The sequence below is a fragment of the uncultured Dysgonomonas sp. genome, from assembly GCF_900079725.1.
Lineage (GTDB): Bacteria > Bacteroidota > Bacteroidia > Bacteroidales > Dysgonomonadaceae > Dysgonomonas.
On the sequence record NZ_LT599032.1, the window covers coordinates 1,512,439 to 1,538,861 of the forward strand.

20 protein-coding genes are annotated in these 26,423 nt (G+C 37.7%); 6 read left to right on the forward strand and 14 right to left on the reverse strand.

Features of this window, described 5'->3' with window-relative positions; translation table 11 throughout:
• Positions 1 to 17: 17 nt before the first annotated feature.
• From QZL88_RS06595 to QZL88_RS06620, 6 genes are all read right to left on the reverse strand, one after another.
• Positions 18 to 1,784 carry a RagB/SusD family nutrient uptake outer membrane protein gene (locus QZL88_RS06595; protein WP_296939353.1) on the reverse strand — a complete coding sequence of 589 codons (1,767 nt, stop codon included), beginning with the start codon at positions 1,782 to 1,784 and terminating at the stop codon, positions 18 to 20.
• Between the two features lie 19 nt (positions 1,785 to 1,803).
• Complete coding sequence (locus QZL88_RS06600) at positions 1,804 to 5,103, reverse strand: TonB-dependent receptor (protein WP_296939354.1); 3,300 nt, start codon at positions 5,101 to 5,103, stop codon at positions 1,804 to 1,806.
• 368 nt (positions 5,104 to 5,471) lie between these two features.
• Complete coding sequence (locus QZL88_RS06605; RefSeq protein WP_296939357.1) at positions 5,472 to 7,568, reverse strand: SusC/RagA family TonB-linked outer membrane protein; 2,097 nt, start codon at positions 7,566 to 7,568, stop codon at positions 5,472 to 5,474.
• A 368-nt stretch (positions 7,569 to 7,936) separates the two neighbouring features.
• A complete protein-coding gene (locus QZL88_RS06610) occupies positions 7,937 to 8,821 on the reverse strand; it encodes an AraC family transcriptional regulator (RefSeq protein ID WP_296939359.1) in 885 nt (294 codons plus the stop codon).
• Positions 8,822 to 8,897: 76 nt separating this feature from the next.
• On the reverse strand, positions 8,898 to 10,397 hold the full coding sequence (locus tag QZL88_RS06615) for an L-fucose/L-arabinose isomerase family protein (RefSeq protein ID WP_296939360.1): 1,500 nt from the start codon (positions 10,395 to 10,397) through the stop codon (positions 8,898 to 8,900).
• A gap of 46 nt (positions 10,398 to 10,443) precedes the next feature.
• Entirely contained in the window at positions 10,444 to 11,670 is a 1,227-nt protein-coding gene (locus QZL88_RS06620; protein WP_296939362.1) for an MFS transporter, read from the reverse strand.
• Between the two features lie 134 nt (positions 11,671 to 11,804).
• On the opposite strand from QZL88_RS06620, the gene QZL88_RS06625 reads away from it, so the two are divergent.
• From QZL88_RS06625 to QZL88_RS06635, 3 genes are all read left to right on the forward strand, one after another.
• Positions 11,805 to 12,566 carry a GntR family transcriptional regulator gene (locus QZL88_RS06625; protein WP_296939364.1) on the forward strand — a complete coding sequence of 254 codons (762 nt, stop codon included), beginning with the start codon at positions 11,805 to 11,807 and terminating at the stop codon, positions 12,564 to 12,566.
• Between the two features lie 589 nt (positions 12,567 to 13,155).
• Positions 13,156 to 14,409: a hypothetical protein gene (locus QZL88_RS06630; protein WP_296939366.1), complete on the forward strand. Its 1,254-nt coding sequence runs from the start codon at positions 13,156 to 13,158 to the stop codon at positions 14,407 to 14,409.
• An 84-nt stretch (positions 14,410 to 14,493) separates the two neighbouring features.
• The gene (locus QZL88_RS06635) at positions 14,494 to 15,036 is read left to right on the forward strand and encodes a metallophosphoesterase (protein WP_296939368.1); all 543 of its coding nucleotides are present in this window, start codon (positions 14,494 to 14,496) and stop codon (positions 15,034 to 15,036) included.
• A 69-nt stretch (positions 15,037 to 15,105) separates the two neighbouring features.
• On the opposite strand, the gene istB is transcribed toward QZL88_RS06635, so the two are convergent.
• Positions 15,106 to 15,852 (reverse strand): IS21-like element helper ATPase IstB, encoded by a 747-nt coding sequence (gene istB, locus QZL88_RS06640; protein WP_296939371.1) that lies wholly within the window; start codon positions 15,850 to 15,852, stop codon positions 15,106 to 15,108.
• 22 nt (positions 15,853 to 15,874) lie between these two features.
• Complete coding sequence (istA, locus tag QZL88_RS06645) at positions 15,875 to 17,395, reverse strand: IS21 family transposase (protein WP_296939373.1); 1,521 nt, start codon at positions 17,393 to 17,395, stop codon at positions 15,875 to 15,877.
• A 487-nt stretch (positions 17,396 to 17,882) separates the two neighbouring features.
• Here istA and QZL88_RS06650 point away from each other — a divergent pair, with 487 nt between their 5' ends.
• The 3 genes from QZL88_RS06650 (at position 17,883) to QZL88_RS06660 (ending at position 19,850) form a co-directional block, all read left to right on the forward strand.
• A complete protein-coding gene (locus QZL88_RS06650; protein ID WP_296939376.1) occupies positions 17,883 to 18,338 on the forward strand; it encodes a MarR family transcriptional regulator in 456 nt (151 codons plus the stop codon).
• Between the two features lie 193 nt (positions 18,339 to 18,531).
• Positions 18,532 to 19,551 carry a hypothetical protein gene (locus QZL88_RS06655; protein ID WP_296939378.1) on the forward strand — a complete coding sequence of 340 codons (1,020 nt, stop codon included), beginning with the start codon at positions 18,532 to 18,534 and terminating at the stop codon, positions 19,549 to 19,551.
• Between the two features lie 125 nt (positions 19,552 to 19,676).
• Positions 19,677 to 19,850 carry a histone H1 gene (locus QZL88_RS06660; protein WP_296939380.1) on the forward strand — a complete coding sequence of 58 codons (174 nt, stop codon included), beginning with the start codon at positions 19,677 to 19,679 and terminating at the stop codon, positions 19,848 to 19,850.
• Between the two features lie 70 nt (positions 19,851 to 19,920).
• Here QZL88_RS06660 and QZL88_RS06665 read toward each other — a convergent pair whose 3' ends face one another.
• The 6 genes from QZL88_RS06665 to QZL88_RS06690 form a co-directional block, all read right to left on the reverse strand.
• Complete coding sequence (locus QZL88_RS06665; RefSeq protein WP_296939382.1) at positions 19,921 to 20,613, reverse strand: hypothetical protein; 693 nt, start codon at positions 20,611 to 20,613, stop codon at positions 19,921 to 19,923.
• 78 nt (positions 20,614 to 20,691) lie between these two features.
• Positions 20,692 to 21,216: a hypothetical protein gene (locus tag QZL88_RS06670; protein ID WP_296939384.1), complete on the reverse strand. Its 525-nt coding sequence runs from the start codon at positions 21,214 to 21,216 to the stop codon at positions 20,692 to 20,694.
• A 430-nt stretch (positions 21,217 to 21,646) separates the two neighbouring features.
• Complete coding sequence (locus QZL88_RS06675) at positions 21,647 to 21,847, reverse strand: hypothetical protein (protein WP_296939386.1); 201 nt, start codon at positions 21,845 to 21,847, stop codon at positions 21,647 to 21,649.
• 503 nt (positions 21,848 to 22,350) lie between these two features.
• Positions 22,351 to 22,854 (reverse strand): pyridoxamine 5'-phosphate oxidase family protein, encoded by a 504-nt coding sequence (locus QZL88_RS06680; RefSeq protein ID WP_296939388.1) that lies wholly within the window; start codon positions 22,852 to 22,854, stop codon positions 22,351 to 22,353.
• A 66-nt stretch (positions 22,855 to 22,920) separates the two neighbouring features.
• On the reverse strand, positions 22,921 to 25,212 hold the full coding sequence (locus QZL88_RS06685) for an alpha-L-rhamnosidase C-terminal domain-containing protein (RefSeq protein ID WP_296939390.1): 2,292 nt from the start codon (positions 25,210 to 25,212) through the stop codon (positions 22,921 to 22,923).
• A 142-nt stretch (positions 25,213 to 25,354) separates the two neighbouring features.
• Complete coding sequence (locus QZL88_RS06690; RefSeq protein WP_296939392.1) at positions 25,355 to 26,308, reverse strand: helix-turn-helix domain-containing protein; 954 nt, start codon at positions 26,306 to 26,308, stop codon at positions 25,355 to 25,357.
• Positions 26,309 to 26,423 lie beyond the last annotated feature (115 nt).

Consider the following 26,423-nt stretch of genomic DNA (forward strand, 5'->3'; position numbering starts at 1 on the left):
CAGATTTCATTTTAATATTAATTCCAACCGGGATTATTCTCGGTAATAGCTGTATTTGTCAACAGTTCATCCTGAGGGATCGGGTATAAAAGGTGCTTAGACTCTCTCTTTTTGTTTGTATTTATTTCGTCTACCGAACCGATTGCATTCATAACATCTAAATAGATTCCCCAACGGATCAAATCCCAGCGTCTGTCAGATTCATATGCCAGTTCCATGGCTCTTTCTTCGATTACAGCCGAACGAAAATCTTCTTTTGTTTCCAGATCCCCTACATTATTTCCTATACTGAATTCGGTAGCACTACTTCTGCGCCGGATAGAGTTTAATGCTTCTAAAGCATCGGAATTAAGCCCATCTATTTCATTCGATGCTTCAGCATAGATAAGAACTACATCAGCATAACGTAACAATGGCAACATAGCGTCGGTGCGAGTTATCGCCCGATTGGAAACATCTGTATATTTTGTGACATAAGCTAGATTTGATTCTCCTGTACCCGAACTGTATGATTTCCCGTCATTAAATGGAGCGATGGGGTCTCCCACTACATTATTATTAGCATCTTTTCCAGTGGCCCTTATTTTCCATTTTTCGTTGTTCGGATAAAATGAACCTGTCCCATAAGGAGCCTGATTCTCTCGGACATACCGATGCATAACACCATCAATCGCACGCATATCACTCTCGTCATCAAAAAGTTTATACCAATGATCTCGCAAACCATGTGACAGTCCTCCACCGCTAGGTACATATCCGTCCACGATCTGCCCGCAATATGCTCTCCAAAATAATGCTCCGAAATAACTATCTCCGGAAATAGTTCCCAACCTGAAGAAATGCTCTTTACTATTTTGACCGGATTTCTTCCACAATGAAGAATAGGGTATAAGTTCGTGATCTCCGTAAAGTTTTTCTATTACAATTTCTTTTGCCAAATCACGAGCTAAGGTATAATATTCTTGCGAATCGAATGATTCGTATCCGGCCACCTGTTGTTTGTGAACAGTGACAATCTGAGGGTTAGTAAATACTTTAGTCGTTCCACTCAGGGTAAACGGGATACCACCTTTAACTTTAATTATTCCGGAAGGCATGGATGCAGAACCTATAGTTGCATATACCTTAGCCAACATTGCTGCTGCTGCCCCCGCATTTACCCGTCCTTCGACAAAGTTTGGATCTGTGTTCTTATAGAGATTATCTTTGGCATGAATCAACAGTTCTATTATATGTGCATATACCTCTGTAATAGGACGACGAGGTTGGTTCGGGTCGTTGCCTTGATTGATAGATGATGTATAAATCGGACAAGCTCCGTAGGCTCTTACAATAAGGAAGTATCCATAAGCCTTTAGAAAATTGATTTCAGCCAATACATTCTCTTTATGACGAGGTGTTGTATTCACCATTTTTTCGACGTGGTAAGATGCTTCATTGCCCCGATTGATTAATTCATATCCGAGTTTCCATACCGGATCCGGTTGATTTGTAGATCCCTGGAAATTTCCTGATCCCATTTCTCCGAATGCCCAGTTAGGTCCTGTAACATAGTCATTATCTAGTTCGATGCATCGAGGAAATTCGTCGTAGGTATACATGCGTGACAGACCGGCATATGTACCCATAGCCCACATATCGGCTCCTTCATTCGAGTCTTCTATCTGTCCATCATTGATTTTGGCATAAGGCTTCTCCTCCAAAAAATCGTTACAGGAAGAAAGTGAAGTTATAATCAGTAAAACACCGATAATTGATCCTATATATTTAAATTGTTTTTTCATAATAATTTTGGTTTGATATTTAAAATTGCACTTTTAATCCGAACGAGAATGTTCGGCTGGCAGGATATGAGTATATATCAACACCCCTGCGGGCAGGATCGGATCCAAAAGCATTTACATCAGGGTCATACCAGCTGTAGTCAGTGATGGTCAATAAATTGCTGGCACTGGCATAAACATTGATAGAGTTTATGTCTTTACAAAATTTAGGTTTTTGAAATGTATATCCGATATTGATGTTTTTCAGGCGGATATACGATCCGTCTTCGATATATCTGTCCGATATCAACCATGTTCTTTTCGGTTGATTAGTGGCTTTAGGCCAAGTAGCCGTTTCACGCGTATCGGAAGTCCAACGACCGTCATATACTGCAGTCGGGATATTGGTTGTATTATACAGTGTTACATTCATTAAATTGCCATTGAAGATGTCATTTCCCTGAACGCCCTGAATAAAGAAGCTAAAAGTAAAATCTTTCCACGAAAAATTATTTGTTATTCCGAATGTATAATCAGGATTTGTATCACCGATAATATCCATGTTTTCGCGATATTTTATCTCACCTATCATTGATTTTACTGTGGCTGCATCCGCATTTGCATAAGTAGGATTTGCCCTTACTTCCGCCTCATTGTCATAGAATCCGTCCTCGACATAACCATAGATTGCACCAATAGGCATTCCATTTCGCTGGATAAATACATTATCGGCCTTATACCAGAGCCTGTTGGAAAACTGATCTGCATTCAGATCGCTGATACGATTTTTATTGAAAGATAGGTTGCCGTTTACAGACCATTTGAACGGATTACCTGTCAAGATATCGTATGCGACTGTGAATTCAAGCCCTTCATTGGTTACCGTTCCGAAATTCACAAGACGATAACCATAGCCTGATGATGGCGGGATTTTAACATTCTGAAGTAAGTCCTTTGTTTTTTTATGATAATAATCTACTGTCATACTCAGGCGATTGTTGAGAAATCCGAAATCAATGCCAGCATTATATTGATCGGTTGTTTCCCATTTCAGATTCTCATTATATACATGATCCCCAGCGAAACCACTTGTTTGACCTCCACCAATAGGGTAATTTGACACTTTGAGGGTATACATGGTTTGGTAATCCTGGATACCCTGATTTCCTGTTTGTCCAAAACTTAATCTGAGTTTTAGATTATCAAAAATATTCAGATTCTTAATAAATTCTTCCTCAGAGGCTCGCCATGCGAAAGCTCCCGATGCAAAATTTGCATATTTGAACTTTGCGGAATGAAATTTAGAGGATCCGTCACGGCGGAAACTGGCTGTAAATATATATTTATTATTGAGTACATAATTAGTTCTTCCCAAAACAGAGAACAGCCTGCTTCTTGTCCTGTTCGATTTTAGGGCATCGGGCAGTAGTGCAGCTCCCATATCATAATTCTCGGTAAAATCGGTTGGGAATTGAGACGCACTCATTGCTTTTTCGGTAAGCATTGTCTGTTCGAAAGTTACAGCACCGACAACATTAAGGCTGTGTATTTTGTTGAACACTTTATTGAAAGTCAACATCGATTCGGTTGTCGTATGCGAACGCCTGTTATCACTCCAACCTCCCCTGCCGTTTGTCGTACCTAATCGACCTTCCCCCGTGTCACGATTATAATAGGTACTTCGTTCATTGAAAAAGTTGTTTAATCCGAGATTTTGACGAAATGTTAACCCTTTCATCAAATTTACACTCAAGTATGAGGATGCAAATATGTTTGAACTGGCCAATTCGTTTTTGGCTGATTCAACATATGTCCGTGGATTGGCCGACAACCACAATAAATCTTCACTTTGCGAATAATCGCCATAGTATATTGTTGAAGGGTAAAGTAGAGCTGAACGAAGTATGCTATAATCAAGGGAGTTTCCTTTAGCAAAGTCGGTAACCGAGTTCGTATAGTTGAGATTAAGCCCTACAGTAATATTTCTTGTTATTTTTTGCCCTATGTTTGCTCTAAGGGTATAACGGTCGAAACCTGTATTTTCAATAATTCCATCTTGTGTTGTATAGTTACCTGAGAAAGAGTAATTACCACGATCGTTGGCTCCCGATATTTGTAAGTTATACTCTTGGGATATACCTGTCTGGAAAATCTGATCCTGCCAGTCGGTTCCTTCTACCCATTGGTTCCATACACCTCCTGCCGGGTCTGTTCCGCTATACCATCCCGGACTCAAAAAATCTTCAGGTGAAGGAGTATATTCTCCGTTTACTACAGTTCCATTGTTGGTGGTGTACTTCCAGATACCCGGTGTGGGATAAGTATATTGTGTGAATGAACCTCCGTCATAAAAGGCTCCATTATCCTGTTGCTCGTTGCGATATCGTGCATAATGGTAAGCATCCAACACTTCGACTTTCTTCCTCAGCGACGAAATACTGATATTTGTGGTAAATTCTATTTTTGGTTTTCCTTTTTCTCCCTGTTTAGTCGTAATTATAACAACTCCGTTTGCCCCACGTGACCCGTAGATGGCTGTAGCTGAGGCGTCTTTCAGGACTTCAATGGATGCTATGTCGTGAGGATTGATAAACGATAGGGCATTTCCTGTCGGTTCGACACTGTTGTCTCTGTTTTCGGCACTCTGAGGTGAAGTCGGCGGAACAAAAGGTATTCCATCCACAATGTATAATGGTTGAGAATCTGTTGAGAATGAGTTGATGCCACGTACCTGCAAATTAATCCCCCCTCCCGGAGCTCCATCGTCTTGTGTTACGGATACGCCGGCTAAGCGTCCTTGGAGAGCTTGATTGATACTCGATGACGGATTTCCGGCTAATAATTCGTCTGCTTTTACTTGGACTACTGCTCCTGATAAATCACTCTTCTTCATTGTTCCGTATCCGACAACGACTACTTCATCCAGCATTTTCGTATTTTCGTCAAGAGTTACATTAATTGTATTCTTGTTGCCAACTTTTATCTCCTGATTAAGATACCCCAAATAAGAAAATACGAGAATTGCATCCGTATTCTTTACATTAATTTTATACGAACCATCTAGTTCTGTAATAGTTCCCGTTTTTTCATTTTTTACAGTGACACTCACTCCGATTAGAGGTTCTCCGGTTTTATCCACTACTTTTCCTGTAATAGTTATCGGACTCTGAGCAATTCCTTCTGAACCTGTCACTTTTATCGTATTCTCAGCTGAGTTTATCGTATTATTGCCTAACACAAATAGGAAAAGCATTAAACTTAATACCAAGGTCGTTTTGCCAGACAGATATGTCAGGCAGAACCTCTTCCGATCCTTTCTCGATAAATAGTCTTTTGTCATAAATTTGTTTTTATTAATTATGAATATTAGATTTGGTTGTGAACTTCATTTTCATTTTTTTAGAAAAAAATGTGTTGAAATTTATTCACATGATGAGAGGTTAGTCATTACAAGATATTAGTTACGGTTATCCTAATATAATTCTAATACGTATCTTTCATTGTACAAATATACTTGGTAATAGCATCTACAATCAAGTAGTTTTTATCCTATTATTGGTATTTTATTGCGGCTACAGAGAAGGGCGTATATGTATATAATCCATTGTAAATCACCAGCATATTGGAAAAACAATCTTTCCTTTAGAAAATCGTCAAACAATGTTTTTATTTTCAATCAGTTATAGCACAGTCGAGGATTTCATAGGATTACAACAAGATCCGTGTACCTTGATAATTTTCGCGAAATTCGCTAGGGGTACAATTTTTCTTCTTCCTGAATACTCTATTAAAGTTTGACAGATTATTAAAGCCGCAAGCAAAACATATTTCAGCAACATTGTTTGTAGTGTCAATAAGCATACGGCATGCATATCCTAAACGTATATCATTAAGTAAATCGACATAATTGCGTCCTCCTGTAGATCTTTTTACAAAACGGCTAAAAGCTGTTTCTGACATATTCAAAAGACCAGCAACATTTTTGTGCCGTAACGGTTTATTATAANTGTGTATTTTGTTGAACACTTTATTGAAAGTCAACATCGATTCGGTTGTCGTATGCGAACGCCTGTTATCACTCCAACCTCCCCTGCCGTTTGTCGTACCTAATCGACCTTCCCCCGTGTCACGATTATAATAGGTACTTCGTTCATTGAAAAAGTTGTTTAATCCGAGATTTTGACGAAATGTTAACCCTTTCATCAAATTTACACTCAAGTATGAGGATGCAAATATGTTTGAACTGGCCAATTCGTTTTTGGCTGATTCAACATATGTCCGTGGATTGGCCGACAACCACAATAAATCTTCACTTTGCGAATAATCGCCATAGTATATTGTTGAAGGGTAAAGTAGAGCTGAACGAAGTATGCTATAATCAAGGGAGTTTCCTTTAGCAAAGTCGGTAACCGAGTTCGTATAGTTGAGATTAAGCCCTACAGTAATATTTCTTGTTATTTTTTGCCCTATGTTTGCTCTAAGGGTATAACGGTCGAAACCTGTATTTTCAATAATTCCATCTTGTGTTGTATAGTTACCTGAGAAAGAGTAATTACCACGATCGTTGGCTCCCGATATTTGTAAGTTATACTCTTGGGATATACCTGTCTGGAAAATCTGATCCTGCCAGTCGGTTCCTTCTACCCATTGGTTCCATACACCTCCTGCCGGGTCTGTTCCGCTATACCATCCCGGACTCAAAAAATCTTCAGGTGAAGGAGTATATTCTCCGTTTACTACAGTTCCATTGTTGGTGGTGTACTTCCAGATACCCGGTGTGGGATAAGTATATTGTGTGAATGAACCTCCGTCATAAAAGGCTCCATTATCCTGTTGCTCGTTGCGATATCGTGCATAATGGTAAGCATCCAACACTTCGACTTTCTTCCTCAGCGACGAAATACTGATATTTGTGGTAAATTCTATTTTTGGTTTTCCTTTTTCTCCCTGTTTAGTCGTAATTATAACAACTCCGTTTGCCCCACGTGACCCGTAGATGGCTGTAGCTGAGGCGTCTTTCAGGACTTCAATGGATGCTATGTCGTGAGGATTGATAAACGATAGGGCATTTCCTGTCGGTTCGACACTGTTGTCTCTGTTTTCGGCACTCTGAGGTGAAGTCGGCGGAACAAAAGGTATTCCATCCACAATGTATAATGGTTGAGAATCTGTTGAGAATGAGTTGATGCCACGTACCTGCAAATTAATCCCCCCTCCCGGAGCTCCATCGTCTTGTGTTACGGATACGCCGGCTAAGCGTCCTTGGAGAGCTTGATTGATACTCGATGACGGATTTCCGGCTAATAATTCGTCTGCTTTTACTTGGACTACTGCTCCTGATAAATCACTCTTCTTCATTGTTCCGTATCCGACAACGACTACTTCATCCAGCATTTTCGTATTTTCGTCAAGAGTTACATTAATTGTATTCTTGTTGCCAACTTTTATCTCCTGATTAAGATACCCCAAATAAGAAAATACGAGAATTGCATCCGTATTCTTTACATTAATTTTATACGAACCATCTAGTTCTGTAATAGTTCCCGTTTTTTCATTTTTTACAGTGACACTCACTCCGATTAGAGGTTCTCCGGTTTTATCCACTACTTTTCCTGTAATAGTTATCGGACTCTGAGCAATTCCTTCTGAACCTGTCACTTTTATCGTATTCTCAGCTGAGTTTATCGTATTATTGCCTAACACAAATAGGAAAAGCATTAAACTTAATACCAAGGTCGTTTTGCCAGACAGATATGTCAGGCAGAACCTCTTCCGATCCTTTCTCGATAAATAGTCTTTTGTCATAAATTTGTTTTTATTAATTATGAATATTAGATTTGGTTGTGAACTTCATTTTCATTTTTTTAGAAAAAAATGTGTTGAAATTTATTCACATGATGAGAGGTTAGTCATTACAAGATATTAGTTACGGTTATCCTAATATAATTCTAATACGTATCTTTCATTGTACAAATATACTTGGTAATAGCATCTACAATCAAGTAGTTTTTATCCTATTATTGGTATTTTATTGCGGCTACAGAGAAGGGCGTATATGTATATAATCCATTGTAAATCACCAGCATATTGGAAAAACAATCTTTCCTTTAGAAAATCGTCAAACAATGTTTTTATTTTCAATCAGTTATAGCACAGTCGAGGATTTCATAGGATTACAACAAGATCCGTGTACCTTGATAATTTTCGCGAAATTCGCTAGGGGTACAATTTTTCTTCTTCCTGAATACTCTATTAAAGTTTGACAGATTATTAAAGCCGCAAGCAAAACATATTTCAGCAACATTGTTTGTAGTGTCAATAAGCATACGGCATGCATATCCTAAACGTATATCATTAAGTAAATCGACATAATTGCGTCCTCCTGTAGATCTTTTTACAAAACGGCTAAAAGCTGTTTCTGACATATTCAAAAGACCAGCAACATTTTTGTGCCGTAACGGTTTATTATAATTATCCTGTAAATATTTGTATACTTTATCGATATTTATCGAGTCGGAAGAAAAATCATAGTCAGCAAAAGAAGAACTTGATAAAATAATAATGTTGGTGGATAAGGATAAATCATACAGAATAGAGAATAAATTCAAAACAGAATGCCCTCCATCACGTCTACTTGCTAGGTCTAACAATCTGCTTCTTACTTTTAGAATAGTATCTTTCGAGAATGTAACACCTTTTTTTGCATTCTCAAACAATACCTTCATTGATTTGAACTGATTTCTTTGCAATAGATCTTTATCTATCAAATCGGGATGAAATTGAATTGTTATTTCTTTTATTTCCTTCGTTCTACATTTACCATTTAGCCATGCATGGCTTAAGTTCGAGCCAGTAATAAGAGTTAATTCCATGTCATCTATACTCTCTATACTGTCTCCAACAACTCGTCTAGCCCCTTTTGCATTCTCAATATAATTGAGCTCATATTCGATATGCGTATGAATAGGATATGTAAATTCTTTTTTTATCCGTGAAAAGATAGTAAAACAGTCTTCCTTAGATAAGGGCGTTAGCTCTCTTAATATGGCATTTTTCATATTCAGCTAATTTTAAATTTAGAACCAATTGAGAATAACAAATTGCTATTTTCACACTAAAAAGAGCAACGGTCCTTTAATCCTTATGAACTATTGCATATTCAATATTCAAGATATTGGCTATTTTAGCAATTGTCGATGCATGGTGTCCAATACCTAAGGCAAAGTGATGTGTAGGGCCCTCGTTTACCCATTTCTTGAGAAAACTCCTTATATCTGATCCAAAGAAACCACGTGTATTTGTATTTCCGGTTGGTGGTATCGGGCCACTGACAGATTCTCCTTCTGCTATAACAAATTTAAACTTCCCGTTGTAAGTTGAATTTATAGATAGTATGGTTATAGGACCTTCCTTTATTTTAAATTCCACTCCGGCTCCATACCCTGGTTTTCCATGATATTTCTTCAGGCTTCGCAATACCGGCTTCCCATCTGCAATAGATATATTATGTGGTCCGTCATGACCGACAAGAACGAAACCCTCCTTGAAATCGACCGGATGAAATTCAGCAAAACTGCCACCGATATCTAATCTGTCCATTATCATAAGAGCAATTAATGTCTTCAGATCCGATTCTCCACACATAGGGATATGTCGGGCTGTAAGAAGAGAGTTTCCAACGATCAAATTAGACATTACCCGACGCAACTCACTGTTGGCCGCTCCATCGTAATAATAGGCTAATCCATCCAGTCTGTGTTTCGCAATGAAATTTTCAAGTGCAACGCTTACCTTTGCAGCGATAAACAAATCTTCTTTCTTTAATTTAATCGCAATTGGGTCTGATTCTGGATCAGGGGTATCGAAGAAATTTAATATTTGCTCTTCTTTTTCGGAAATATCTTTTTCTTTTACATCCTCATAGCATGCCATTAGTTGATTCGGTTCGCATGCTACGATATGACATCCAAAAAAAGACGTTAACATTGTGGGGTCAGTATGCATATCGAGCATTGAATTAAGAGGATGTCCGATGTGTCCTAACTGTGCATTCTTTAAATCATGCAATACTTTTGCAATCTTACAGTACTCGTTTATTTCATTATCTACAAGGCTATCATCATACAGTGTTCCAATAATCGTATATGGTGCCTTTTTTCCAAGACGTAATGCTACTCCTGTAAATTCAGGGAGTGCACATATGTCATCATTCATTAATTGCATATAGGTTGATGCTTTGGTGTAATCCATTGCTTCAAGAGGTTGTAGTGCCACAAGGACTATCGGCACATTTATATTTCTCGCAATCGTAGCAAAAGTGCCCGATGTACCGTAAGTCAGCATATCGCAGAATAAGAGGTCGACATTGCTTGCCTTCATATTTTTCACTACTTCATATGCTTTTTCCGGAGAATCTATCATTCCAAAGTTTTGGACACATATGTCATCTGGTATCTTTTTTATAAAGACTTCCAGTTTTTCCATCATTTCGTCTAACAATCCCTCAAATTGACTCCAATAAACATCATATCCAATACCAAAGACTCCTATATTGGCAGTTTGTGGATGATGTAATTTCATTTGAGAATTCAATGTCTGTTCTAAGACTTTCTCTTCTTTTACAACTTCATTCATGCTCTCTGTTTTTAAGTTAACGCACTAAGTTTTTTTTGAAAAAAAATTATATTTTCAATTTTATTTTTGGTATAAACAAGACAAATATTATAAATGCTATCGGATACATTAATCCGGCATATATCCATAATACAGTGTAAGAATAAGTAATAATATAGCCTGTAAGAGGATTGATTATAAGCGATGATATTGCTCCTGCAGAGCCTGACAGACCGACAATAGTCGATGTAGATTTTTTACCAAATGTGTCACCTATGCATGTTATGTAATTCGTAATCCATAAACCATGTGCAAAAAATGCAAGAGACATGACTACAATAACAATTGTTGTAGATTCAATCCAACTAATAAAAAATACCGGCACAGTCAACACCGCGGCAATTCCCATAACCAATCTCCTTGAGTAACTGAGTTTTTTAGTCTTATTGTAAATAACATCTGAAAATACTCCTCCAAGAACATTGGCTATCCCTAGAGCCAAAAATGGTATCCAGGTAATGTATCCGATAACATCCAGACTTAATCCCCGATCGTCGCTTAGGTATTTCGGTATCCAGAACATATAAAAGTAAAAGATAGGATCAAGCAGGAAACGCATGATTATATATACTTTGGCCTCTTTTGATTTCATCGAACTTTTCAACTCTTTCCAGCTAAAAGAATTACCTCCTTTTTCTTGAACTTTTCCCTGACTATATTTGTAATAAAGTTTGTCGCGAGTTAGCAAATACCACGCTAAAACCCAAATCAATCCAAAGAGACCACAACCAAAAAATATGTACCGCCAATCAGCATAATTGAGGAGATATGCACATAATGGCAATGCGATGACTGAACCAATGGCAGACCCACCGATAGCAATACCAACGCCAATGGCTTGTTTATTCTCGGGAGCACATTCTTGCACAGCTTTAACTGCACCAGGGAAACAACCTCCTTCACCGACTCCTAATAAGAATCGAAAGAACCCAAAATGAAAAGCTTTTGTCGCAAATCCATGGAGTAACGTTGCAAAAGACCAAAATCCAACAGAATATGACAGCCCTTTGCGACTACCAAATCTATCCATAAATATTCCTGAAAGAGAAAACATTAACGCATAGCTAACTAAAAAACCCGAATTGATAAAACCATATTCAACATCTGTTATACCTAAATCCTCTTTGATTCTTATTATTGATATAGACAACACTTGCCTATCCATATAACTTAAAGCTGTTGCTAATAAAAGCATTACGATGATTATCCAAAAATATGTTGTTTTCAGTTTCATGATATAAATGGTTAACGCACTAAGAATAGACTGTAAAAATATAAATAAAATTTTGATATAAAAATATTCTTTGTTTTTTTCTACTACTTTTGTTATATTTACTGTTTATAGACAAATAGATAATCAAAAAAATCATGAAAAAAAAAATAGCGAAATATCTTGAGATTAGTAAAGATATAATATCTGAAATAGAATCCGGATATCTACAACCGGGAGACAAGATTCTGTCTGAAAATGAATTAATTAAAAAATATAAAATAAGCAATACTACTGCACGAAAAATACTATTGGAAATCGAATTAAAAGGTTACGTATTACGGCTCAAAGGCAAAGGAACCTTTGTTGTCAATCGGTCTGAAGATATGCACTTAACGCGTATACTTGGATCGTTTGACACAATGAAAGATAGTTTCAGTAATAATTTGATAAAAGAAGGCCTAACTCCCCGGAATTTAATGATGGAGAAAGTTATTCTTGAAAATGGTATTTCTACAAACGTCAATGGTCGTAACTATTCAATAGAAGGGCCAGTTCTTAAATTACATCGGCTAAGATATGCTAATGATATATTAATGAAAGATGAGACAAAATATGTTTCAATGACCATATGTAAAAAAATACATTTACAAGATCTTGATAAATCCTCTTTATTTCAACTTTATGAAGACAAATACAATCTGCAGATAGAAAATGTTCAACGGACGATAGGGACAACAGTCCAATATCCAGATACCCTGAATAACTTTTTCGAAAATGAAATACCGTTAGCTATGTTTATCTTAAATGGAATATGTACTGTTGGAAAAGGTAAAATAGTAGAAATAGAATATTCCCTTTACAGAGGAGACAAATATCGGTTCGCGATCAATACCAAACCTGAATTATTATTATCTTAACCCAAAACAACTCTTTCACCAATTCATAGCCGCGGAAGACCCAAACCGGCATACTTTCATCTCGCTTCGCAAAAGGCATATATGATGGATTCCACATCGGATAACGAAGTATAACAACTGAAAAGAAAGTCCCACCAATCTGTGTTAAGAGATATTCTGGATCTGATCCATAAGGGTGTATTTAAAGAAACAGACCAAGCTGGGTGAAGTGTCAATTACGAATTAGTTGAAAAATAGCTTTATTATATTGAACAAAACCGGAACAGTTTCTTACCATGCATATTACAAGAAATTATTGGAAGTAAAAAGAATTATTAAAAGTTGTATATTAACGTCTGTTTATTAATGATTTAAAATATCTGACACAAAGAGGATTTTAAATTATTTGGAAGTAATGGAATTTGGATTTATTTTTGCATAAATTCCTATCAAAGGATTTATAATACGATTCATTTGAGCCCTGTCCAGGGCATGTGCGAGTGATTAAAATCCTCCAAAGATTATAAGCTGATAAACAAACAGTGGAATCCGAACCTGTTTGTTGTTGTTTAGACTACTTCGGCAATAATTAATCATCGCAATATTCACTATGCAAGAAGAACAAAAAAATGAAGCTCCCGGCACGAACGAAATGTCGGTGGAAGAAATTTTCCTGAAATCCCAGGTGTCTTACGAGGAAGCACAACGACAAGCTATTGAGGAAAGCACCTCATTCAACAAAACAGAATTTTTCCGGATGGATAAACTCGGAACTTACCGTTTACGGGTAATGCCTTTGGCTCCGAATGCAGATGGTACACTGGATCGTAAAAGTTTCCGTATCCCGGTGCATCACCTTTTAATGGAATTAGAAAAACCGTCTACCGGCAACAAACCATCCTTTGTGTACGTGAGTGTTCCGAGGGCTACGCAAGCAGGCTATGAAACAGACCTGATTGATACCTACCGTAAACTTGCGGTTGATGTTTCCACTGAGAACGGTGACGAAAAACTTGCAGATAAGATTAAAGGAGGTTCCTATGGCGGAGGCCTGAAATTTAACTATGAACATGCCCTCTATATCCTGGACATGCATGAAAGGGCAAAAAGCTTACAACTCCTGTACCTGTCACATGCCCAGTATTGCGACCTGAACGAAAGACGCATGAAACTGTGGCAAAAGAAACTGGATAAAAACCCCAATTATCCTTGCCCGATCTCTTCTGTTTACAACGCTTATCCTGTTGAAATAGAGAAAAAGAAAAACGGTGGGAAAACTGAATATATTATTGGGATCGATAATGAGGCAGACAATGATGCACTAAATCTCGACGAACTGAACAAGTTGTTATCAGCCCCCCGTATTCCTGAAGTAGTCTATCGCTATTCGCGTTATCATTTCGAGGCAACATTGGAATTCTTAAAACAATGTGATGCCAAGTATGATCTTCATATTATGGAGACAGACGAAATGATAAAGGTTATCGAGAAAATGAAGCTGGACATTCCAAAGGATGACAAAAGTACATTTTCTTTCGATAAACGCGCCAAAGACTCCAAAGAAAATGCCGATGAGAATGAGTTGTCTATTGATGTGCTTGTCAATAAATACGATGAACTGCAAAGCCAATCTCTCGGAGACAAAACTGAAGAAGGTCAGGAACTGCGTGCTCAAATACGTGCGTTCATTGAACAGGAAGGTTTACCGGTACATGTTACCCGTTCGACAACAAACTCCGAGCTTCTCGATTTAATTGAGGAAGCCCTTCAAAACACTGAAGAAGAGAAACAGAATCCGGGTAATGAATCCGGGGCTGATGAACCCGAACCGGAAGACCCTAATACAGGACGTCGCAGAAGATAATCTGAATTCATTCTTATAAATTTAATTGTGATTTTTGGAGCGTGGTTTTATTGGCTGCGCTCCTTAAATTAATCTTACGTGCATATGAACAAGATGGAAACCCTATGTGCATTATTACTCAATGATATGCACATATCAAAAGATAACATATCCGAATTCAATATCAACTGGGACGAGGCTTTGGATCTCTGTAAGGCAAGATGCGTTAGCCATATTATTCTTGGCGGCGACCTGTTTCAATCGAGGTCTTCTCAAACGCTGGATGTGTTGTTGGCTGTATATGATGCTTTTCTGAATGCAGGCAAGCTGGGTATCCTTGTTATTTTGGCTAATGGAAATCACGACAAGGTAAACCAGGAAGCCATAAGAGGTTATTGCCATGTATATGGTGAACACAGCAATGTAAGGGTGATAGACGAGTTTTTAACCTTGCAGGATGAAAAGTGGGCATTTGACTTACATATCATACCTTATTTTCCTGAAAACGGAAGTTTCACAGAAAAGCTCGGCGTTATCAATTCGTCTTATCTGTCCTCCCAAAAGATGAACTACCTCTACCTGGAAATAACAGTAAAAGAGCCCCCCATCCGCCAATCTAAATTGACCCCTTGGAAAGTTTTTGTTTAGGAGTAAAAAAAGCAGTCATATTTTGTTTGTAAAAAGCCATCATTTTTGTCGGTTTTCACTAATTAAATTTCACAAATATAAACATTCCTGATTAGATTTTTTACGTCTGAGCGACTCTCCATGTAACTCTACCCTCAGTGATTGATGTACTATCCTGTCCAGAACAGCATCAGCAATAGTTTTCTCCCCTATAATATCATACCATTCCTTGACTGGTATCTGAGATGTAATCAGAGTAGACCTTTTACCATGCCTGTCTTCTATAATATCCAGCAGGGTAACTCTTGCCTGGGAGTCAAAAGGTTGTAAGCCAAAATCATCCAAAATAAGCAGGTCTGTTCTCTCTATTCTTTTAAGTTCTGTCAGGTTAGTACCTTTAGCTTTAGCCAGTTTAAGCTGTCCCATCAACTTGGCTGTTGAAGCATATAGTACTCTGTATCCCATCTGACAGGCATGAAAGCCCAATGCTGATGCCAGATAGCTTTTGCCTGTTCCTGTACTGCCTGTAATAAACAGATCCTTGTGTTCCTTTATAAAATCCAAAGAGGCCAGCCTGTGTACTTCATTCTTATCGAGTCCCCTTTCTACAGAGTAATCCAGTTGTTCCAGCGATGCTTTGTAGCGGAAGTTAGCCAGTTTAATAAGCCTGGATATAGACTTGTTCTTACGGTCATCCCATTCACTGTTTACCAGCATGGCGATGAACTGGTCGGGTGTTAATGTCTCTTTAATGGAGCCTTCCAGATTAGTCCTAAAAGCTTCATACATGCCAAATAAACGCATCTGGCGTAACTTGTCCAATGTTTGATTGTTCATGATTTATTTTTGGTTTAAATGTTTACTGATAATAATCTTTACCTCTGATATTTTTATGGTTGGGTATGCGTGCAGCTTCATCCTCAAGCTTTAACCTGTCCAGGCGCTTGTTCAGGATCTCTTCTATTACTCTGTAACCGTATTGCCCGAAGGATTGGGCGCAGCGGCAGGCATCTATCAGCCGTTCGTTACCCACCCGCCTGGAGAAACTCAGTATGCCCGAACAAGACTTGTAGGCCTGCTCAGGGTATGTTTTTTCCTCCAGTAATTTGGCGATGTACTCTGCCACATCCTCATGTATATCCATAGCCTGGGAGATGAACTTCTCGGCAGACCACTCGGTCAGGAACTGATGTTGGGAGGCCAGGTGTTCGGTGTTGGTCGTATATTGGTATTTACGCCTGTTACGCACATGCTGGGCTATAAGCTCATGACGGTAGTAAACCTCTACTGACTGCGATGAGTAAAGGACTTTGACTGTTTTACCGATGTATTTATAGGGTACACTGTAATAATGGGTATCCACTCCTAAACGTATATATCCGTTCTTCCAGACGGTTAGTTGAGCCTGTTCCTTTAACTCATAACGGATCGGGTTCAGGTCCTGCAACACATCACGCTCAATCTCCTCGAACTGCTGACGGCGGCTGTATTCCCGTTTATACATAGGAGTGTTGTTGTGTATCTCCAGGGCGACCCTGATAGCAGCATTTAATGAACTTAAATCATAGAAGATACGCTTGTCCAGCTTGGTAAAGATTGTTTTATATATCAGCTTTACCGCACCTTCGACCAGGGACTTGTCTCGCGGTTTATAGGCTCTTGCCGGAAGGACGGTCATCGAGTAATGTTCGGCAAAGCAGGCGAAGGACTCGTTGAGTACCGCTTCATATTTACTGCCCTTGATTACGGCTGCTCGCAGGTTATCGGGCACAACAACCAAAGGTACTCCCTCAAAATAAATCAGCGAGTTCTCACAAACCCGTATCAGGTCTTCCTTCTTCTGGCTGGCTACAGCTTCCACATAGGTTAGCTGGCTGCAGCCCAAAATGGCTACAAAGACTTCTACTTCGGTCTTGGTACCATCTCCATTATCCAGGTGGAGTTTTTGTCCTGTAAAGTCAATGTACATCTTATCACCGGCTTTATGCTCAATATGCATGACCGGACGATGCTGAGCTAAATACAGACGGATAAAACCGCAGAAGCGGGAGATACCGTAACCTTCAGGATACTTCTCTATATACTGCCTGTAGAGCATCTCTTTGGTGACTCCCTTACGTTTGAGCTCCCTGCATATACCCGGAAGCAGAGCCTCCAGGTCTATCTGGCGCTGACTTTTCTCCGGATGGGTAGCCACCAGAAACTTCTGGGATAACTCCAGGTCGCTCATCGCTGAAAAGGCATCGTAGCTAAGACCCGAACTAAGGAAAATGTGCAGGTACTTCTTGATGGTGTTGCGTGAGATAAACAACATGCCGGCAATGGCTTTGGTGCCTTTGCCTTGATTGTAAAGACGGATTACTTGTCGTAGTTTTAACATACTAATGGTTTTGTTTGACATGATGATAAATTTTTGTTGCTCAGCTTTTAAGTAACAAAAATTTTAACACTTTAAAACAAAATTGACAAGCTTCTGTTTTACTCTTCTTTCACGGGGTCAATTTAAACTGCAACCAAGGGGTCAGTTTAGATTGTTACATGGGGGGCAATTTGGATTGGCGGGATGGGGTCAATTTTAGCTAATTTTTCCAATTAGCTACCTATCAGCTAATCCCTTATTTTCTATTGTGAGAGTTATTTTTCAAAGTCTTCCTCTATAGTTCTATTATCTGTTTAATTAATATCATCTTAATAAAGATTCTTATGCCCTTAGCGATTATATATAATAGTGAACTAAAATATCATCAAATACAAAACATATTTCATGTACTCTATTTTAGAAAATTTATTAACGCAATAATGAATCATGTCGTGCAGTTTTTTTGTTTCCAAGATAAACGGATTTATAATAATAAAATTTAATTCATATGAGAGATGTAAGTATTTCAGAAAAAAAGTTTGCTCAGGTTGATGATCTACTGTGGGAAATCATCACGTTACTAACAAGAAAGAAAACAGAGATATTGGATGAATTCGACCTCACGATGGCTCAATATGATATATTGGTTGCAATATGCCATTTTTCTGATAATAAGGAAGAGATTATACAAATAGACTTGGCCGAAAAAGCCCATAAAAATCCGATGACAACATCAACCATATTAAAAAATTTAGAACAGAGAAAATTTATAAAAAGACAAAGAGGACTTGTAAATACACGTACTGTTAAGGTAAATCTGACACAAGCCGGGAAAAACTTTTATATTTCAGTGAAACAAAGAATAGATGAAGTTAGTGCGGAGCTTTTTAAAAACATCAATCATAAACATTTTACATCTCAGCTATTAATATTGTCTGATGAATTAAACAAACTAAATAATTAGTTCCTATGTTTAAAATCGGAAGCGACGGATAGGTAGCGAAGAAATAAGTGTTACGACATTTATAAAATTGCTGGTTCCAGTCCTGCAAAGCATTTTTGCAGGGCTTTCTACTGATCTGTTATAATATTATTCTTTATCCCTTAATCATTGAGCCTCCTTTAAGACTATTCTTCTATAAATAATTTATTATGTTATGTATAGAAGGTTCTTAACCAACAATGATTATTTAGGAATAATCTCACAGGAAGCTTTAGACCAGATGACACGAGGAAATCAAAATCGTTTTATTCAGGCCGAGGAATCCGCAGAGATGAGTATTACAGAATACCTAAGCGAAAATTTTGAGATAGAGAAAGAATTAGCTAAAGGGAAATATATTGCAGAATATGAAAGTCAAATCACATATCCCGTAGGTGCTCATATCTATGTGGATGGACAAATATATGAAGTAATACGCTCCATAAGCGGATTCAAAACACCTTCTGATATTTTGTTCTGGGAAGAGCATACAGACTTAAATCTAATAGTTGAGAAAACCCCATGTTATTCGCAATTTAAAACATACTATCCTGGAGATATTGTTATCTATAATGGAGATTTATTTAAATGTTTACATGAAAACGGATATAAATTTAACGATATACGGATTCCTTTAACTACAGGCTGGATAGAAGCCGATTTTGAAGAATGGCAACCGACAGATTATGACGTGTGGGATGTAGTCCGGTTTGATGGAGTATTCTATGCATTACTTTCACTTGCTGCTTTTGACAATAATATTAATCCATTCGAATCTGATAACTGGGGGGCTATTGCGGATTACACATCGAATTATAATGAATATGAACTATCGAATCATGAGTATGTAGTGTACAGTGGTAAGGTATTTTATCCTGAGATTGACGTAAATGCCGATATCGTAGAGATAGGCAAACATATATCATTACATGATCCTCGAAATTACAATCTAAAAAAGCATATGGTAAGATTAGCAATCTATGAATTAACTAAGCTAATTGCACCAAACAATATCAGTGTAGTACGAATCAGGGATTATGAAGATTCTATGAAGTGGCTTTCGGATGCAGCAAAGCTTAAGCTAAATCCTCAAATACCGAGAAAGCTGGATAAAGAAGAGAAGCCGGTTTTAGACTGGCAGTTAGCCACATTCCAAACAGACTACGACCCGAATAAGAATCCTTGGTTGACGTAAAAAGATGTATTATATAGTAACTTTATTGATGCCAAATCTTAGTCCTAATGACAAAATTATTCAAGTATTTTGCACGTTAAAAACATCGGGCTATCTTTGTCCGCATAATTTTAAAAATAAAGAAAATGAAAAATTTAGTAGAGACATTAAAAACAAACTTCGAAGCATTTGCAAAAGATGCAGAGTCACAAATCGAAAACGGAAATAAAGCCGCTGGCCAACGTGCACGCAAAGTGTCACTTGAAATAGAGAAAGCTTTAAAGGACTTCCGCAAGAAGTCTATCGATGCAGGTAAATAATATGCATTTATTAAAAGATATTGGAGCTATACAAAAGTGGATAGCTCCTTTTATTTATTTTTAAAACATCTTATCTGAAATTCAATGTCTGCTCATTTGCTTGACGCACTTCATTTGGCTTAGTCATCTTATAATAATGCTTTTCTATCATCTGAGCACTATTTCCTGCCTGAACAGCTACAAGAGAAACCGGATAACCGGCATCTATCAAGGCTGTAATAAAACTGCCGCGTGCTGAATACCATGTTATCTTTTCCGGATACCCAATAATCTCGCAGACTTTCTCTAGTGTATTATTTAAGCGGTATGAGAAACTTTCTACACGGTTTCTTTTTTGCTCCTCTGTCTGGTGCTTATGTGTCAGTATCGGGAATACATAATTGCCATAACTTAGACCTTCATATTTATCGATAATAGCTTTAGCCTTATTGATCAGAGGCACTATTGCATCTTTAGGGACTTTCATGCGCTCATATTCTATTATGCCGTCATTTATCCTGTCCTTAGTCAGGTTTATCAGGTCAATATTGGAAATACCGCCTGAGTAGAAACTGAAAAGAAAAATGTCGATGTGAAAGTTTTGATTCCTGGTAAGCAGTGAACGGTCAATATTTTCAATTTTTTTGATAATATCCGTTGACACTGCCCTCGATTCAAACTTACCGTGCTGCATAAACTTGCTGAAGTTGTCGAATATCCGTATGTCAGCTCCCGGAACACTCAACTTAATGCCATAATTGCAGACTGCCCTTAATTTTCTCACCCGATGGCTTACTGCACCATTATTGCCTTTCTTTTTCCCACGCTGTTGCAGAAACTGGACAAAGTCTGTAAGTAACTTTTAGTCAATGTCTGCAAAATAAATACGATTCAAAGCCGTTTTGTACTTTTTCGTAGTGAATTCTGTAAGTACGCGTTTAAGTATCTCGTACTCCTTAACGTTAGAAGAGCTCTTCACAATCTCACCGTTCTTTATCCTTTCTTTTTGGTTAAATTTTTCGATGAGATAATCGAGCATCTGTGAAAGGGACTTCATTTTTGTTTCGTTTGCCTTGTTACTTTTATTCAAAGCACTAAAACAATACTTCCACTGGACAGGCGTCCAGTCTATTCCTTTAGCTTCCCACTCAACAGCTACTCGTTCGTACTGTTCTTTGATTTCGAATAAAATCTTGTTTTTCTTCTGATGCTCGTCGTCCTTTGGTTTGAAGGATTGTGTTGCATCATCCCAGTCTTTTAAATACCCTGTGACATCCTTCAAAGATTTTGTCACGCGAGAATAACCAGACCTGTAAAAAACCACCTCAATTTTAACCAGTTTTTCGTTCTTAGGGTTTGGTGCCCCTTTAAAGTTGATTGAGAACATTTTAGTTGGTTTAATGAGTCTATATTACGTTCTTTTTTTTGCCACATTTTTTTGCGACATGAACGAATAGTGGTAAGTGGGTTTTAGGGTTTATAAATCATAGGAAGTTTTCAAAAAAGTGATTTTTAGGGTATATAACCCATCTTTTACATTAGTATAACTCACTTATTTTGTGCCGTTTATTAGAAAATAAGTCTGTATATATAAAAAAGAAAAGGTTGTCATCCCGACAACCAATCTTCATTGTTAACCTTAAATCTAATACCATGAAAAACACAGTACAAAGATAATGGAATTTTTATGTTGTAAAACATGTTTTGATGTTTTTCTTTCGTGATTAATATAATTTAACCATAGGGTTTTTCTTTCCTTAATAAAATGCAGCTTAATGACCCTCTCTTGATACTGAATAGGAGGTGTTATAAACGCTCTACTTTACAGGTCTGAAGTTCGAATTCTTCAAGTAGTTCTTTATTCGCTTTGCACGGTCTTCTTCCGACATACTGGCAGGTACTTCTATCGATGTTCTTTCATCTATTTTAATACATACAACCTTACCCAGACTTTTCTTATGATCGTCTAAAATCTGCTTCAGGATTTCTTCCTGCGTAAGACGTTCAATTTTTTTCATACTGCGTCCTCTCCCTTTTGAGGGAGCTTTGTTTTGTACATTCATTTTGTAATGATTTTAATTTTTACGGATTGTTGAAAATCCTTTATATTATACAATTACTGATATAGAGCATTATCTTTACATAGACAGCGGAGCTCATTTTTAGCGATTTAGATAAACATAAGCCTTAAAGTATGGATTACCAAACATTTTATAGATACTTCACAAATAAGAGTATAATCAGCCGATTAGTAACAAATCTTATACATTGGTTACTAGACAATACTTTAGTGGGAAGAAGGGGAATTTCGTAGCAAAACAAGAATAAAAGGTTCTTGCTAATGACAAAACTCTAAAGACCTATATAATATTGATTCTAGTTGTCCATATTGGATTTCAGCCTAAGGCCCATCAGAGGGAATTATATTATACAGAAGTGCTTATCTGCAAAGAAATCTATCAAAGACATTAATGTCCTCTAAAGTTTTTCACAAACTTCGATCTATTATATTAATAGCAGGCTAAAACTCCGGCTTATCTTTATAGTTACGTGAATTCGGATGTGGAACACCAAAAACCTTTGTGGAAACACTTTCGATTTCAACTTTCCATATCCGAACATTATTTACAGATGGTATGGAATACGTAAATTTTCTTTCGGTATATTGCTGCATTATGATATCCAATGCCTTTATCTTTTCTTCAAAATTCTCTTCGAAAACAACACGACCGCGACATATAACACTACTACCTTTTACCCTATAGCTACAGGCTACTTCCTTGTTCTGATATGTTAATACAGGCTCTGTGCAGAAAGTTATGCATACATTCGAATTCTTCTCCAAAGCCTTGATGCTACCACCCTCTTGAGCTGAATGCAGATAAATAATATCGTTCTGATAACCAAAGTTCATCGGTATAACATATGGCATACCATCAATATCAATCATACCGACATAACATATTTGGTTCTTTAGAATAATTTCATTTATCAGGGTACGTTCCTCAACAGTCACTGTCATCATAGCATGCCAAACTTTATTTTGAGGTAAAGATAGCAAGAATATGCTTTCAGAAAAAGGGACTTATTCCTAATTCTTCACAGACAGTATATAATTACCTGCCGGAAAAGCCAGTGTATGCTTTGTTTGATGTTTATAAATCTCTTTTGGCTTATATTGTCCAAGGGAAAGTTTCTTTCCATTTACTGTAATTGTTTTGTCACGGCTTTCAGGCAGATAAACGACGGCCTGAGTTCCATGAGGGACGGAGAATTTTAACAAAAATTCATTATCTGTGTTTACAAAGCCGGATTTTATTTTGCCTGCTATAGATGGTATTGTAATAGATGCATCTGAGAGGGATGCCGGATTTGGCTCTATCTTAAAGACTTTATATCCGGGCTCTAACGGATAAACACCACAAAGATACTGAGCCAACACAGTCAAAGCACCTCCGCTCCAAGCATGATTTGTGCTACCGCCCCCATATCCGCCGACATCCCAACCTTCAAATAAAGTAGTATACCCCTTGTAATCCACCATATTAGAGAAACGATTCTTAGTCCTCTCCATAGCATATTTACCTTCTCCCATTATAAACAGAGCTTCCATGACATATTTCTCCATATAAGGACTTGCATAAAATTGCGTATTAAGCAGCTTAATTATATCCGGATATTTAGTTCTGTCAGCAATACCCGCTATAACAGCCAGTGCCTGCACACGATCGTCGGTACTATCCTTATAATCATGATGCCTGTATTCCAATCCGTTCCAACATGAATTATAACCTGCCTTCACTCTATCCATAATAGCCCTGTATCCCTCAGCATCATCAACAAACCCCAGTTCATCAGCCATCAGGGCCGCTCCTTTCAATGCAAGGTAATGCCATCCTGCAAATATCAATCGGATATCCTTGTTATCACCCCAATCGCCCCAAGTCCAGCCTCCTGCACGGAAATCCGTTAAGCCTGTATTGTCCTGCGACCATAATGAAAGATATTTTTTAACGGCAGGGTAAACCGCTTTTATCGTTTCTTTGTCTCCGGTATTCATATAGTAATTCCAGAAACCATAATATCCTATACTAGCCAGCATTTGTCCGGGAAGTTCGCTGTTGTAATTTCCTGCCGGAATAGGAGAAAACAGAGTCCCGTCATTTTTCTGCCAGGCGGCAAGTTCTTTTATTGCTTTACTCATTAATGAGTGCGTAGAAGGTGAGTATGTATAGAAACTCTGCCCCATAAGCACCACTACATCACCCCACCACTGAGCACGCTCCCTATCTGGGCAATCGAAATATGTATCCCGCATGTTTATGTAAAGTGTACGAAGGGCTTTATCCCAAAAACGCATATAAAAAGTATCACTACATGAAAATGCCCCTTCCATTTCTGTATCATAGCCGGTTTCCCGGTATCTTACCCCATCTATCTTTACACCTGACGGTACTGTTACGTATATCTTTTGTCCATTGAGCCAACCAAGTGATTCATAGTTTTGACTTCCTTTCTTTGTGATATATTCAGCTCTCAGGTTTATATCTCCGCCAGCCTCCATATGATCTGTAAAAATAGAGATCAGATTACCTCCATCTTTATCAGAAATATCTACAATAGGCGTCATCTGCATATTGTACGGAAGGCAAGCTATAACCGTATCACGTTCTACACCCTTTACCCGTTGCAGTTTGGAAGCTTTTTTAAGACCGAAATCCTTCCAGAATGGGATTGGTCTTTTTATCAGGTTATTCCATGGGGCATCCCCCCAATTACCTAGTTCAACTGCATTTTCGAAGCCATACAAGCTCTGGCAATCTGCTGTTTGCCAATCATCAATATCCTCCCGCGCATCGAAACGGATATTTGACTCAGGCAGACGATAATTAGGGAAAGGTTCTCCCGTATTACCATAAGCAGGATGTCTCTTGCACAACCACGAAGCATCGCTTACCAAATTCTGAGTACCCAATTTTGCATCAAAAATGAGTCCTGCTTTACCACTACTCTTATGAGAAAATCCGTCTTTGCCAAAATACCATAAAAGAACGGCTATTTTATTTTCACCGCTTTTAAGGAAAGGAGCTATATTCACCTCGTCATAGTATGTGTCTATCGGGTTAGGCCCACGTTTAAGTCCCCCTTCAAAAACAACCATTTTTCCATTAATCCAAAGCCAGTATTTACTGTCAACGGCAATCCTGGCTATAACTGCAGCAGGTACTTTCTCAACCGATACGTCTTTTCGGTAAGCAATCCAGGTATTCGGTTCATTTATGGTTTCATCTGTCGATGTTATCCATCTGGATTGGGCATTTGTAATTTGAGAGCTAGTTAAATAGCAAACAAGCAATAAGAAAATGTTAATAATATTTTTCATGTTCCATAAATTAGTGAAGCATATATAAGTTTAGTCTCCGAACTTCTATCTAAGGGCATTAATATAGAGCAACGAACTATTATATATTGTATCAGAAAAAGGGAAGTCGGGCATATTATTCACATCCCTCAATCTCTGATTTTTAAAGCATATCTACAATGCTACGTTGATAGTAAAAATATTCATTTCTCTGCAGTTCTCCAGATACAGAGATTAAAGTTGAAAACCGTATCAATGATTTTATCCAACGTTTGTGGTTCTCACATACTACAGGATTGTCGCAAGACAGAAAATCGACACAATACAAGCCTATTGCTCCAGCTTCATAACCAGCCCCGGACATATAGGTATAAGTACAGTCAAAAGAAATATGGGATATATAAATATCGAGCTTCTTTCCATATAACGATAGTCCCGAGATGGCACATTTCTCCATGTCGTTCAGCATCATATGAAGTTCCTTTTTTATCTGTGCAGTCTCGTCATTAGAAATCATTTCCATGCTCTGAAAATATTTCACAATCTCTACAAAATCAGTAAAAATATGCTTATCGAAAATCAGAACTGAATTGACACGATGAACTGCAGTTATCGCTTTCTTTTGCAATACATGAACTTCATTCGGAATCTGAACTTTTGAAAATTCCTTTGGTACAGATTGCGGATATAACTGATACAGTAAAATATAAAGATATACTTTCCCTAATAGTTGATATTTGAATAAGAATTCTTGCGGTAATGCTTTATAGGCCATATACAGAAAACATGCCGGATCTTTTTTTATATATTCTATTCCATCAGTCACCTCTCTCATCATACGGCAATACTCAGCCATAGGTTCTTCGGTAAAGACAGCACCCAGATGAAAAGCATAAGTATTATCATGTTTCACCCCTATCAGGAGATCCAGTGATACGTTCATTTTTCTGCAAATGTTTACGGCTTCATCTAATGTGAAAGGTATTTCACCCCGGAGTCTGCGGTATGCAGCTTCCTTCCCCAAGGGAATGATACTCATCAATAGATCTACAGTATTTTGATCTTCAGTAGTATTTCTCTTTAACGCTCTAATTAATTCTTCTGTTATTACATCCATAAGATTAATCTAAGATATATTTATTGGGCAATCTCACTAAGCACAACTAAATTACTACGTTTTACCTAGATGGCAAAATTAAAAGCCCGAAAACTCGAAGAAAGTTTACGAACCA

What these genes read in the sequence shown, in the direction of transcription:
- QZL88_RS06595 (WP_296939353.1), bottom strand. Translation starts at nt 1,784, where the DNA reads ATGAAAAAACAATTTAAATATATAGGATCAATTATCGGTGTTTTACTG.
- QZL88_RS06600 (WP_296939354.1), bottom strand. Translation starts at nt 5,103, where the DNA reads ATGACAAAAGACTATTTATCGAGAAAGGATCGGAAGAGGTTCTGCCTG.
- QZL88_RS06610 (WP_296939359.1), bottom strand. Translation starts at nt 8,821, where the DNA reads ATGAAAAATGCCATATTAAGAGAGCTAACGCCCTTATCTAAGGAAGAC.
- QZL88_RS06615 (WP_296939360.1), bottom strand. Translation starts at nt 10,397, where the DNA reads ATGAATGAAGTTGTAAAAGAAGAGAAAGTCTTAGAACAGACATTGAAT.
- QZL88_RS06620 (WP_296939362.1), bottom strand. Translation starts at nt 11,670, where the DNA reads ATGAAACTGAAAACAACATATTTTTGGATAATCATCGTAATGCTTTTA.
- QZL88_RS06625 (WP_296939364.1), top strand. Translation starts at nt 11,805, where the DNA reads ATGAAAAAAAAAATAGCGAAATATCTTGAGATTAGTAAAGATATAATA.
- QZL88_RS06630 (WP_296939366.1), top strand. Translation starts at nt 13,156, where the DNA reads ATGCAAGAAGAACAAAAAAATGAAGCTCCCGGCACGAACGAAATGTCG.
- QZL88_RS06635 (WP_296939368.1), top strand. Translation starts at nt 14,494, where the DNA reads ATGAACAAGATGGAAACCCTATGTGCATTATTACTCAATGATATGCAC.
- istB (WP_296939371.1), bottom strand. Translation starts at nt 15,852, where the DNA reads ATGAACAATCAAACATTGGACAAGTTACGCCAGATGCGTTTATTTGGC.
- istA (WP_296939373.1), bottom strand. Translation starts at nt 17,395, where the DNA reads ATGTTAAAACTACGACAAGTAATCCGTCTTTACAATCAAGGCAAAGGC.
- QZL88_RS06650 (WP_296939376.1), top strand. Translation starts at nt 17,883, where the DNA reads ATGAGAGATGTAAGTATTTCAGAAAAAAAGTTTGCTCAGGTTGATGAT.
- QZL88_RS06655 (WP_296939378.1), top strand. Translation starts at nt 18,532, where the DNA reads ATGTATAGAAGGTTCTTAACCAACAATGATTATTTAGGAATAATCTCA.
- QZL88_RS06660 (WP_296939380.1), top strand. Translation starts at nt 19,677, where the DNA reads ATGAAAAATTTAGTAGAGACATTAAAAACAAACTTCGAAGCATTTGCA.
- QZL88_RS06670 (WP_296939384.1), bottom strand. Translation starts at nt 21,216, where the DNA reads ATGTTCTCAATCAACTTTAAAGGGGCACCAAACCCTAAGAACGAAAAA.
- QZL88_RS06675 (WP_296939386.1), bottom strand. Translation starts at nt 21,847, where the DNA reads ATGAAAAAAATTGAACGTCTTACGCAGGAAGAAATCCTGAAGCAGATT.
- QZL88_RS06680 (WP_296939388.1), bottom strand. Translation starts at nt 22,854, where the DNA reads ATGATGACAGTGACTGTTGAGGAACGTACCCTGATAAATGAAATTATT.
- QZL88_RS06685 (WP_296939390.1), bottom strand. Translation starts at nt 25,212, where the DNA reads ATGAAAAATATTATTAACATTTTCTTATTGCTTGTTTGCTATTTAACT.
- QZL88_RS06690 (WP_296939392.1), bottom strand. Translation starts at nt 26,308, where the DNA reads ATGGATGTAATAACAGAAGAATTAATTAGAGCGTTAAAGAGAAATACT.